This is a genomic window from Endozoicomonas sp. (assembly GCF_031844845.1).
In the GTDB taxonomy this organism is placed as follows: Bacteria; Pseudomonadota; Gammaproteobacteria; order Pseudomonadales; family Endozoicomonadaceae; genus Endozoicomonas.
The window spans coordinates 1-11,174 of sequence record NZ_JAVRMB020000276.1 but is presented as its reverse complement, the minus strand read 5'-3'; the positions used below and the strand labels follow the sequence as shown (position 1 = coordinate 11,174).

Here is an 11,174-nt window from a genome sequence, read left to right as displayed (position 1 = left end):
CAGGCAGCGCATAAACCAGCTGATATCCTGCAATCGCTCCCGGTACTTTTGCGCATATTCATTAATCTGGAGTTGCTCTGCTTCACTCAGCTTTTCATTTTTAAGATAACGCTGAACCAGCATTGACCCATTGAATAATTGTGACCAGCGTTTGAAAACCTCACGGTCGCACCATTGCTTTACTTCAGCAGTATTGATGTGCAGCACCAGATGATAATGATTGGACATAATGGCGTAGGCACAGACCTCAATAGCAAAGGTATTCACCAACAACTGGAGACGCTCGATCACCCACTGCCTGCGATGCTCATAGTTTTTTCCCGAAAAATCATCCTGACCACAGAGCCACGCCCGGCGAACACAGCGAGCGATGCAGTGATAGTAATGTGTACTTGCTGTATCGATCAGACTTTTCCTGGGGCTGGTCATGGGTTCTCCTGTCAGGATGAAATCAGTACAGGAGAAAAATAGCTCAGTCGCTTGGGGAGTCAAATATATGGATGTCCTCCAACTCTTGGGGAGTCAAATATATGGATGTCCTTCTCCTTTCTTGCTCAGTCGCTTGGGGGGTCAAGTATATCCTTCTCCTTCTTTTCTCCTTCCTTCTCCTTCGTTCTTCCTTTGCTTGGGGAGTCAAATATATGGATGTCCTTCTCCTTCTTGGCAGACGAGTTGCAACACCTCTCCGGCCCTGATGTTTTGCTTAAACTCAAAAAATCCATGGACGACGCCAACGTCCCCATGAAACAGCAGATATTCTATTTAGAGGCCATTGCTAACGACGCCAGTAAACTGATCCCGCTGTTAGACGATAACGGCGCCGCCTGGGCCCGACTGTCTAAAGAAGCCCACGACGCCGGGGTGGTCATGTCTGAAATGGACATCACTGCACTCAGAGAATCAGAAAAAATATTAAGCCGGACGGGTCAGCAAATTGGTGCCAGTTTTGCCAGATTCGTCGTGGGTGCAGCAGATCAGATAGCATGGCTGGGCACTATTATCAGCGACGCCATGATCTACTGGGGCACGCTGTTCGACAGCTTGCCAGACAAGCCGAAAACTTTTGACGGCATGATCGAGCGGGGCGCTGAACTAAAAGACGAGCTGGACCGCATTAATGTCAGAATTGAACGCCTGAAAAACAGCACTGGCAGTTATAACCAGGATGTCTTACTGGCGTCGATGACCGCAAAAGCCGCCGCACTAAAAATAGAAATCAAAGAGCTGACTGAGGCACGCTGGGAATTAGCCGCTAAACCGATCACTCCTGCTCAGCCGGCATTGCCTGATTTTACCGGTATCAAAGGCATTGACTCCGATAGCCAGGCCGATGAGTCAATATCGACAACGGAGGGTGAAAAATAACAAATCCAGCAAGATATCACGACAGAAAGCAAAGAGTCATCTAGAGGAAATGGCAGAGAAGGTCATAACTCTTGAGGTAGATAATAATGAATTAAGGAAAAATGTTGAGAGTTTGCAGGAACAAATCATGTTTACGAAGGCTAAACTAGTAAGACATATTGCGAGCAATACTTCAGCGCAGCAGACGGCTGAACTACCACCATCTTGAATAAGGTTATCAGGAAATAACCTTATTCAGGCCATTCTTGCGTATTTTTCAGTAGGCTATTGGCGTGGAGGTAACCTTGTTTTCAGGGGGCCTCATGTGGCTGATCCATGGCACTTCTCTCTCTCTGCCTGATCAATACTCTGGTACCCAGACCATACTCTAAGTGCAGCAGTCAGAATACAGATTGCGGAGAATCCAAGAGCAAGCTGTGGAAAATAATCAGGCAGCAGACAGAAAAGGACAAACAGCAGAATAGTTTCTGTTCCCTCTGCAAGTCCGCCCAGGTAATACAGGGATTTATGTTTGAAATACGGATCAGAGAGCTGATGCTTTTCCGCCATAATGGCATAAGCAAGAAAGCTGGATCCAGTGCCCATAAAGGAAAAAATAAGCACACAGGCCGCTACAGCATTCGTTGCGGGCGAAGCCAGGGCAAACCCCATAACAATGCCGGAATAAAAAATAAAATCCAGGGTGATATCCAGAAATCCACCCGCATCAGATGGGGTGTTCAGCCTTGCCAGAACTCCATCCAGTCCATCCATAATCCGGTTGCTGAGAATAAGTGCCAGGGCTGGTAAGTAATGTTCAAATGCCAGCAGTGGGATTGCCATCATGCCAATTAGAAAACCGGTGATCGTGACTTGATCTGGCTTGATGCCGTAATGATTCAACCACGAGGCTATTTTTTTCAAGGGAGGCTGAGTGAGTGGCGCTGTCCATTTATCGAGCATGTGATAGAAATACAGTGGTTAACAGGTGTAGCAGCATCATACCGTTAGGGAGTTCCTGTGCCAAACTGCTTCTTCCGCATAGAGATTGTGAACACTTCCCCAGGTGGAGTGAAAATGTGATCAGCCCGTTTGTTATGTTTTTTTGGCTTGTGTATAGTCCCGCTGTTAAGGTTTTCAGAATAAGACTCCCCTTACTAATAAGGTGAGTCAGTCGTCTTGGTTAACAGTGGCCTGCTATTAAGCCATGGTCAGGAAAAGGTGGATATCATTGCATCCCGACAGTGGCAAACTCAGGGTTATACGTCATAACCCGAAGCGTGATCGGTTAATTCGAATTCTTCTATTGATCTTTATTGCTTTACTGGGTGGTTTTGCCTATTGGTATGGTGGTAGCCATGCTGGCCAGAACCTGAACAAGGCGCAGCAGCAAAACCTGAGCCTGGTCAATCAGGCTCAGGTTTTACAGGAAGAAAATAACGAACTCAGGCAGCGGCTGGCTATCCTGGATAGTGGCAGCAAAATGGATCGTGAAGCCGTCAATCATGTTCGCTTGCAGGTGAAGCAGCTGGAAGATGAAAAGGAGCTGCTGCATAAAGAGCTGACCTTCTTCAAGAGCATTCTGGCACCGGAAGATATGTCAACGGGTGTTCGGGTTGCCGGGTTTAGTTTGCTAAAGGGTGATGCGACCGGACAATATCGTATGCGCCTTGTTATCTCACAGGTAGCCCGAAGTAATCCGTTTCTGAAGGGGACACTATCGGTATCGCTACTTGGAGACAAAGAAGGGAAGGCTCAGGCCATTCCGTTGCAGCAGCTGGCTGGACAGAATCAGGTAACAACACGTCTGGGCTTTCGTTATTTTCAGGCTCTGCCCGGTGACCGGGAGTATCTTGACTTCAATTTGCCAGAAGGTTTTCAGCCGGCAGAGGTCAAGGTTGTGGTGCAGATCACCAGTGGTATCAGGCAGAGTTTTGAACAAATTTATCAATGGGATAAGGAGCTGGTAGCGGATGTTCGGCAAGAGCAAAGCAGCGGGTAATGTCAGTAATAAACATGGCAGCACTACCCTCATATCGTCAGAAACAACTATTACCGGCGATATTCACTTTACCGGTGCAATCCATATAGAAGGGCGCGTAAAGGGCGATATTTCAGCAGATCATGGGCTGTTGACTATTGCTCATAGCGGCAATGTGGAAGGTGATGTGCGTGCCCAGCGAATAGTGGTAGACGGCCATGTTTATGGCAATGTGTTTGCAGAAGAGTACCTTGAGCTTGCTGCAAGAGCGGTGATTACCGGTAATGTATTTTACCGTGTGATTGAGATGACCAAGGGCTCTCAGGTTAATGGCAGCCTTGAGCATCAACCTGATGGCGTGCCAGCGGGGCCGCAGCCTCTGCTGGAGCGCTCTGATGTCTCTGATGCTGAGATATCGGTTGGTGCAGTTATCGAAGCAGAGAATAGTTGACTATAATGGTTGGTTACTCGGATAATAGCTGACTGATGAATAAATAACGGGTCGCTGGCTTAACGGGTTATAAATGGATGATAGCTTGGGCCAAAGACCACGGCACGGGAGAGTCAATGAGCGTAGTAGAAACAGTGATACCTGAGCCAATCAGTGTTACGGAAGCTGCCGCCCGCAGGGTATCTGAATTGCTGGCAGATGAAACCGAAGAAAATCAGAGGCTGCGGGTGTATGTAACCGGTGGGGGCTGTTCCGGTTTTCAGTACGGCTTCACTTTTGACAGTGAACTGGCGGATGATGACACTCTGATTATCAAAGAGGGGGCGCCTGTTGTTGTGGATTCTCTGAGTTATCAATACCTGGTCGGCGCAGAGATTGATTATGAAGAGGGGCTGGAAGGCTCGCGTTTTCTGGTTAAGAACCCCAATGCCAAGTCTACCTGTGGCTGTGGGTCTTCGTTTTCCATTTAATGGAAAACGGAGCAGCTCTGGCCGGGGCTGAATTTATACCAGCTGATCCATGGATGCTTTCAGGGTATTAGCGGAATGTTGAATCCCGGTCATTTCTTTTTCGTCCAGTCGTGGCGTAATAATATTCTCAACACCGTCACTGCCGATGATGGTTGGCAGACTCAGACAGACATCACTAATTCCATACTCACCATTTAGCCTGACCGTAACCGGCATAACGCTGCGCTGATTATCCCGAACGGTTCGAATAATATAAGCAATCACCAGCCCAATGGCCCAATTGGTATAACCTTTATTGGCAATAATTTCATAAGCAGCATGCTTCACTTTTGCGACGACCTCTGCCATGGCCTCCTGATCGTACTCCCGACCATTAATGGCATTGCCCCGAATGCCAAGGCCAGCCACTGAAGCAGAGCTCCAGATGGGAACCTCGGAGTCGCCGTGCTCACCAAGAATATAGGCATGAACCGATTGGGGAGATACATCATAATAGCCAGCCAGTAAGGTTCGAAAGCGAGAAGTATCCAGTAAGGTACCCGTGCCAATAATCAGATTATCAGGCCGCTGGCTTAAACGCTGCATGGCATGGGTGAGAATATCCACAGGGTTACTGGCAATCAACAGCATGGCGTCGGGGGCATGGCGGTCCAGCTCTTCAGCAATGGCTTCAAAAACCTTGATGTTCCGCTGTAGCAGATGCAATCGGGTTTCATCCGGGCTGGACTGGCTGACACCGGCGCAGATAACGATAATTCCGGCACCATCCAGGTTTGAGAAATCACCAGCAGTGACCTCACAACGTCCAACCAGTGGCTGACCATGCATCAGGTCCAGGGCTTCACCCTGTGCCCTGTCGTGGTTTTTATCCACAAGTACAATCTGATTGGCCAGCTTTTGCTGAAACAGGGAGTAGGCTGCCGCCATACCAACAAAGCCGGTGCCAATAATGCCGATTTTATTCATATTCATGGGATAATGCCTGAGCCTGTGAGGTGTACACTGTTAACCCATAAACTGAAAAAACAGCGTACCTCAAGAATGTGATAGATAATTGCTACGGTAATTATACAGTGACTGATGTTTTTATCAGAATGAGAAGACCGTGCTTGACCAATATTAATTTAGTCTTCGTTGGTCGTTTTTGGTAGTTCATATAGTAGTATCCAATTTTATTTAAGCTGTTAATAAGTATAAAGCTGGCTGGGTTTTTTAATTATCTGGTGAAGATGTTTTTGATTTGTTTTTTTATGATTGTAATAAGTTTTTATTTTCGATGGTAAAAAAAATATTCTCTGATAGTTTTGTCTTAAGATTTTTAACTTTGATTTATTGATTGGTTATGAGTCAGCTTAGTTGTTAGATGATAATTCTGGAAAGGTAATGAATGAATTAGCAGTTGATACCAGACGTAATAGTTTTCATAGTGATTTTAAGGAACGAACTTCACCTAAGAAAGAAGGTGATACAGGAACTCGCTCTGTAAAACAGGGGGGTAATGTTTCCAGACAGATGTCCGTACATGACACTGATCAGCCTGTCGCAGGTGAGGTAAGTTTATGTCGAAGGGCAGTTCGTTATGGTGGTCAGGTCGCGTCCCACCTCTCAAAATTTGATAGGTTTATGCTGACGACTATTAATGGCTTGTCTTTGGCGGCGGCGATAGGCTTGCCTTTTTTGGTTCCTGATAGTGAAAATGGTGAGATGTCAATTGGCGCGCAAGTCGGACTGATAGCGCTGGTCTTTGACTTTATGGCAAACCTTGTCATTGTTATTCCAGCCATGGTGTCAGCTGATGAAGAATCTTATAAGGCTGATAAATCAAGAACTCGGGATGCTGAGCTGGTCGGGGATGTTTCTAAAAAACTCTCGGATAACATTCAAAAAAGGTTGTCTGCATTTCCGGAGGTTAAGGATCTATTGCTTAACCGTATTATTGATCATAGTACAGGTAAGCCGCGAGATGAATTTGCTAAAGGCGTTCTCAGTGTATTGCATCATAAAGATTTCACGATTTTTAATTCTATGATAAGTGAAGGTGTTACTGCTGGCCCTTCTGGAAGTTCTTTAAATGAAAATACTGTCCTTAAGGATCTATTGATTGACGTGTTTTCTAATGCACATGGTGGAGGAAAGTGTGTTGGGAATAAGCCTTCAGATGACGCTACTCAATTAATAATTACTGATAGCAGGAGAGAACGGTTAAAGCCTGAAAAAGAAAAGCTAGATACCATCGTCGAGGAGGTGGCCTTATTAGATAGAGAGACTATTTCTACCAGGCAAGCTGTGGTTTCTTTTATTAACATGAATATCGACGATATTCCTTTACTGTTTATTGATAATAGTGATGATGAGGTGGAAGAAGCCCGCAATGCAAAGGGGAAGGCATTACTGCATAAACCCGACAAAACCAACGATGTTGATCCGACTGCTGTGGAAGAAAAGCCTTTTGTGGCTGGTAGTGTATCAGGTGATATGTTGCTGGCAGCAGACCCGCTTCCTTTCACTATTGTTGAGATGAGTTATCCCTGATAAACGTTACCGATTAAAACAGGTCGGTAAAGATAAGGTCTGCCTCAGGCAGGATAAACACCGCCAAGCACACGCAACCCTGATGCCCCGGTAACGTCTGGAAGGTTGCCGGGCAGGTTCAGAATATTCTGCTGTGCCAGCCAGGCAAAGGCGATGGCTTCAACCCATTGCGGGTCGACACCCAGATCAGAAGTTGACCCCAGTCGTTTATTTGGCATCTCTTTTCTTAGCATTGTCATCAGGGTTTTATTATTGGCTCCTCCACCACAGACAAAGACTTCCCCAGTCTCCGGCCCATGTTGCTTTATGGCATCAGCAACACAGCGGGCAGTTAAACGGCAGAGTGTTGCCTGAATGGTGGTTGGTGACAGCCCGCTGAAGCCTTCAAGCATTGAGCTAAGCCAGGCAGGGTTGAACAGCTCACGGCCCGTACTTTTGGGCGCGGGTAGCCGGAAAAATGGCTCACTCAACAGGGTTTCCAGCAGAATCGGGTCATGAGGTTCCTGTGAGGCGTGAAAACCATCTTTGTCGTAAGGCGTATTCCACTGCTGTTGACACCAATAGTCCATTAACAGATTGCCGGGGCCGGTATCAAAACCGGTAACCGGGCTCTGCTCGCTACCAGGCGGCAAGATAGAAACATTGCTGATACCTCCAATGTTTACCACCACACGGTGAGCTGTTTCGCTGGTAAAAACGGCACGGTGAAAGGCGGGTACCAGGGGAGCTCCCTGACCGCCAGCAGCCATGTCCCTGCGCCGGAAATCCGCAACCACGGTTATACCGGTTTGCTCCGCCAGGATATTGGGGTCACCAATCTGCAGTGTGTAACCGAGCTCTGGTATATGTCTGATGGTCTGGCCATGGCTGCCAATGGCCGTAACCTGTTCAGCTGTCAGGCCTGCCTTTACCAGTAGTGATTTCACGGTTTGGGCTGAAACACGGGCTATGGCAGGGTCAACTTCGGCAAGCCGGCGAATTTCATCGTTGCCAGACTGACAAAGTTGTTGAATTTTCCCTTTTAGCTCTGAAGGCCATTCAGTCGTGTGGGTGGCAAGGAGAACCGGGAGTGGGCCATCAAAACGAACAGCAGCTGCATCCATGGCATCCAGACTGGTACCTGACATGAGGCCTACATAGATTTCCGACATGGTTCACCCTGCGTAAAAATATTGCTCTGGGAACACAAAAGTCACTAAGAACCGATCATGCCGGAGCAATTATCGGTCCTTAGTGACTTTGTGGTTCAAATAATCAGTGCTGATTACTGGGTAGCCAACAGAATCTCATTCTGCTTCTCGAGCCGGGCAATCATCAGCTCAGACCTTTTCCTGAAATTTGCGATCTCACTTTTAGCAATGGGCTTAGCATCCGGAAGCTTCACTGTCATTGGGTTTCTGTGCACTCCATTCACCCGGAATTCATAGTGCAGGTGAGGACCGGTGGCCCAGCCAGTTTGGCCAACATAAGAGATGATTTGCCCCTGACGAACTCTTTGTCCTTTTTTCAGCCCGGCCAGTTTATTGCCATGAGCATAGATGGTGACAATGTTATTGGGATGCTCAATAAAGACCACGTTACCATAGCCATTTTGCCAGCCAGAGAACTGAACACGACCATCACCTGCCGCTTTAATGGGCGTGTTCATGGGGGCTGCATAATCGACAGCCCGGTGAGGGCGCTTGGTTTTAAAGATGGGATGCAGGCGGTTCGGGTCAAAGCGGGAGCTGATTCGGGTAAAGTCTACCGGAGTGCGGAGAAAAGCCTTTTTCATGCTTTTTCCGTCCGGAGTGTAGTAGTCAGTATCACCTTTACTGTCGGTGTAACGGACGGCGGTAAAGGTTTGCCCCTGGTTGGTAAAGCTGGCTGCCAGAATGTCACCATCACCCAGCTTTTCACCTTCCAGAAACTTTTCTTCATAGATCAGGTGAAAGGTATCTCCACCCCGAATATCCTGAACGAAGTCGATATCCCAGCCAAAAATACCGGCCAGCTCCATGGTCAGGTTCTGGGACAGGCCTGCTTTCTGGCTGGCAAGAAAGAGTGAGCTATCAATAGTACCGCTGGCGTAGGTAGGACGAATTTCCGGTGCAAGGTTGATCTCTTCCGCCTGGTAGCCATCATCGGTTTTATTGAAGAAGATGCTGTCGAGTCTGGATTGAACATAGCGAAGCTGGGTCAGGTTACCTTCCTGGTTGACCCGGAACTCCAGAATTTCACCCGGGCGTATACGCCCCAGAGACTTTCCATATTTTGGTGTACTGGCGATTTGATAAACAACGTTGGCGTTGAGCCCCTGGCTATCGAATAAGGTGGAAAGGTTGTCGCCGGACTTGATGGTGACGTTATGCCAATTGCCTAACTGCTGTTCCAGGTCATAAGCCGCTTTTGCCAATGCTTTGGCTTCCAGCTCCTGTTTCAGCTCCTCAACCGTCGCTTCTGCTTTGTCAGCACCCGGTGTGCTGGTAAAGGGGTCAGGCTGTGTATCACGGTTACTACTGATCAGTCCGGAATCTGATTCGGGAGGCTGAAAAGCATCAATAGTCATGGAGATTTCACTGCGTTTGGCTTCAACTTCGGCAGAAGGCAGAAGAGCCATCACTCCCATGATGCTGGCAGCGATGGTACTTACCAGTAGCAAGTGTCGCTTGGGAAACTGCTTCAGGCGCTGGTTGATTCGTGTGGCGCCTTTCGGGATGGCTTTATTCATTAAGGTTTTTAACACTGTCGGTGATATGCAGATTAAAAGTACTGACAGGTAAATTATAACGGTAAAAAACACCGTAAGTCATATCCGTCAGAAAAGGTACGTCAATACAACGGTAATTATTATTTTTTCTGACAAGTGTCTTGATTATCACAAATTGTATTATGGCACCAGTGTCACTGGCATCGGAGGCTGAAAACAAGATCGGAAAGTCAGTGGGGGAACAACAATAGACTGAGATTGTTGTTCATTATTGAAGCTGGAACTCTACATGACAAGGCAATGTTGATGGCATATTTCCCCTGAATGGGCCTGGATGAATTGGGCTGTGAGGACTTGCCTGCGATTGTTCTGAAGCCTGTTGTCTGGGGTGGGGTGATGGTGCTGGTTGTGAGAATTGAGGCGCCAGCGTGTATTGCTGAACGACTTGGGAAGGGACGTTTTGTCGATCAGGTTGGGATGCTGACGGGTACGGATATTGTCCGGCAATTTGAGGAACTGGAACTGTGTAGGGTGCTTGTTGGGAGTAAGTATGCTCTGGAACTGGTGGGTATTGGGACTCGAAAGCTGCCGGAGGCGGCCCGGGTTGTTGATTGTTCAATCCTGCTTGAGAGGGTTGGCTTGCTGGATTTTGTTGCAGAGGTTGTGTGTTTTGATCTGGTTCTATAACCAGGCTCATTGATTCTGGTTGGAATTGTAGCGGAACAGGAAGATCAGGCGAGGATTGCCGGGGGTTAAAATCTGCTGGTGTGGGAGCTTGCAGGGGCGGAGCTGGTTGAAATTTTTGTAATGTATCAGCCGGTGTGTCGAATGTTATAAATGGTTCTGCTCCACATAAACGTGGCAGGTTGAGAAGTGTACCCAGGGGGCCGAAGATAAAATAGGGGGTAAAAAAAGCACAGGCTATACCCCCGAAACCTTCAACACTTAGCCAGGGTTTTTGTTGATTAGTCGCCAGAACGGATTTTGATAAAGAGTTGGTCAGTTTTGTTGCATCTTCCCGGACATATTCTTCCCAGGGCAGGTTTTCTGGCTTTGTACTGTTTGTTATTTGATCATGTGTTTGGCTTTGTACTGGCTGAACCGTTCTATTATCCAGATTCTCGTGAGCATATCGGAGTAAACCTTTAAGCCCTCCTACAAGCCAGCCCCCTAATGTGACCGCATAAACCGTGACTTTCCTGCCCGCAAAACAGAGACACTCCGTTACGGTAGAAAGCCCTCTTATAACAACCCTGGCGGCATCAAGCGCTGAAAAGTTTGAAGTCGCTTCTTTAGGCTCTGTCGTTGGCCCTGGTGCCGGGGATGATGCTGGTACTTTAGTTGGTGTTGTTACTGGGGGGTGGGCAGATGTAAAAACTGGAGCTGACATCGGAGGGTGTAGAGAATAATCCACAGATTTCTCCTTTTATTAAGTCAGTCGGCGGATGATTAAAAGCAAGTGAAATAGAGCCTGCCAGGGTAAATCTCTAATAAGGGAAGCTGCAATCAAGAATATACCATCGTCATCCCCGCGAAGGCGGGGATCCACTGCGTGGTAGATTCCCGCCTTCGCGAGAATGACGGAGGGCTGGTACTTTCCAATGCCACTTTCCTAAAGCCTTGCCCGGCCAGAATGTCACAAACTCACAAGCTCTTTGGACTGGTTCGACAGTTAGGGTTTAACTTTAGTTCCAGTTGTTTGAGGTA

11 protein-coding genes are annotated in these 11,174 nt (G+C 47.6%); 6 read left to right on the top strand and 5 right to left on the bottom strand.

The window, feature by feature from the left end; translation table 11 throughout:
* The coding region (locus RM811_RS14710) for a transposase (protein ID WP_402525678.1) at positions 1-429 on the bottom strand (429 nt) is incomplete at its 3' end.
* Between the two features lie 216 nt (positions 430-645).
* On the opposite strand from RM811_RS14710, the gene RM811_RS14705 reads away from it, so the two are divergent.
* Positions 646-1,365, top strand: a complete 720-nt coding sequence (locus RM811_RS14705; protein ID WP_402525676.1) for a hypothetical protein — start codon at positions 646-648, stop codon at positions 1,363-1,365.
* 300 nt (positions 1,366-1,665) lie between these two features.
* Here the strand turns inward: RM811_RS14705 and RM811_RS14700 are convergent, their stop codons facing one another.
* Positions 1,666-2,307, bottom strand: coding sequence for a CDP-alcohol phosphatidyltransferase family protein (locus RM811_RS14700; RefSeq protein ID WP_402525674.1), 642 nt, complete (start codon positions 2,305-2,307; stop codon positions 1,666-1,668).
* 268 nt (positions 2,308-2,575) lie between these two features.
* On the opposite strand from RM811_RS14700, the gene RM811_RS14695 reads away from it, so the two are divergent.
* From RM811_RS14695 to erpA, 3 genes are all read left to right on the top strand, one after another.
* Positions 2,576-3,346: a DUF6776 family protein gene (locus RM811_RS14695; protein WP_402525672.1), complete on the top strand. Its 771-nt coding sequence runs from the start codon at positions 2,576-2,578 to the stop codon at positions 3,344-3,346.
* On the top strand, positions 3,318-3,776 hold the full coding sequence (locus RM811_RS14690; protein WP_402525670.1) for a polymer-forming cytoskeletal protein: 459 nt from the start codon (positions 3,318-3,320) through the stop codon (positions 3,774-3,776). Before RM811_RS14695 ends, RM811_RS14690 begins: the two co-directional genes overlap by 29 nt.
* A gap of 116 nt (positions 3,777-3,892) precedes the next feature.
* A complete protein-coding gene (gene erpA, locus RM811_RS14685) occupies positions 3,893-4,246 on the top strand; it encodes an iron-sulfur cluster insertion protein ErpA (protein ID WP_402525668.1) in 354 nt (117 codons plus the stop codon).
* Between the two features lie 33 nt (positions 4,247-4,279).
* Here the strand turns inward: erpA and RM811_RS14680 are convergent, their stop codons facing one another.
* Positions 4,280-5,218 (bottom strand): L-lactate dehydrogenase, encoded by a 939-nt coding sequence (locus RM811_RS14680; protein WP_402525666.1) that lies wholly within the window; start codon positions 5,216-5,218, stop codon positions 4,280-4,282.
* Positions 5,219-5,629: 411 nt separating this feature from the next.
* On the opposite strand from RM811_RS14680, the gene RM811_RS14675 reads away from it, so the two are divergent.
* Entirely contained in the window at positions 5,630-6,778 is a 1,149-nt protein-coding gene (locus RM811_RS14675) for a hypothetical protein (RefSeq protein WP_402525664.1), read from the top strand.
* A 44-nt stretch (positions 6,779-6,822) separates the two neighbouring features.
* Here RM811_RS14675 and RM811_RS14670 read toward each other — a convergent pair whose 3' ends face one another.
* Positions 6,823-7,929: an anhydro-N-acetylmuramic acid kinase gene (locus tag RM811_RS14670; protein ID WP_402525661.1), complete on the bottom strand. Its 1,107-nt coding sequence runs from the start codon at positions 7,927-7,929 to the stop codon at positions 6,823-6,825.
* Between the two features lie 113 nt (positions 7,930-8,042).
* Complete coding sequence (locus RM811_RS14665) at positions 8,043-9,488, bottom strand: OapA family protein (RefSeq protein WP_402525659.1); 1,446 nt, start codon at positions 9,486-9,488, stop codon at positions 8,043-8,045.
* Between the two features lie 303 nt (positions 9,489-9,791).
* On the opposite strand from RM811_RS14665, the gene RM811_RS14660 reads away from it, so the two are divergent.
* Positions 9,792-10,154, top strand: a complete 363-nt coding sequence (locus tag RM811_RS14660; RefSeq protein WP_402525656.1) for a hypothetical protein — start codon at positions 9,792-9,794, stop codon at positions 10,152-10,154.
* The last annotated feature ends 1,020 nt before the right edge of the window (positions 10,155-11,174 follow it).

What these genes read in the sequence shown, in the direction of transcription:
- RM811_RS14665 (WP_402525659.1), bottom strand. Translation starts at nt 9,488, where the DNA reads ATGAATAAAGCCATCCCGAAAGGCGCCACACGAATCAACCAGCGCCTG.
- RM811_RS14705 (WP_402525676.1), top strand. Translation starts at nt 646, where the DNA reads ATGTCCTTCTCCTTCTTGGCAGACGAGTTGCAACACCTCTCCGGCCCT.
- RM811_RS14680 (WP_402525666.1), bottom strand. Translation starts at nt 5,218, where the DNA reads ATGAATATGAATAAAATCGGCATTATTGGCACCGGCTTTGTTGGTATG.
- erpA (WP_402525668.1), top strand. Translation starts at nt 3,893, where the DNA reads ATGAGCGTAGTAGAAACAGTGATACCTGAGCCAATCAGTGTTACGGAA.
- RM811_RS14670 (WP_402525661.1), bottom strand. Translation starts at nt 7,929, where the DNA reads ATGTCGGAAATCTATGTAGGCCTCATGTCAGGTACCAGTCTGGATGCC.
- RM811_RS14690 (WP_402525670.1), top strand. Translation starts at nt 3,318, where the DNA reads ATGTTCGGCAAGAGCAAAGCAGCGGGTAATGTCAGTAATAAACATGGC.
- RM811_RS14660 (WP_402525656.1), top strand. Translation starts at nt 9,792, where the DNA reads ATGGGCCTGGATGAATTGGGCTGTGAGGACTTGCCTGCGATTGTTCTG.
- RM811_RS14700 (WP_402525674.1), bottom strand. Translation starts at nt 2,307, where the DNA reads ATGCTCGATAAATGGACAGCGCCACTCACTCAGCCTCCCTTGAAAAAA.
- RM811_RS14675 (WP_402525664.1), top strand. Translation starts at nt 5,630, where the DNA reads ATGAATGAATTAGCAGTTGATACCAGACGTAATAGTTTTCATAGTGAT.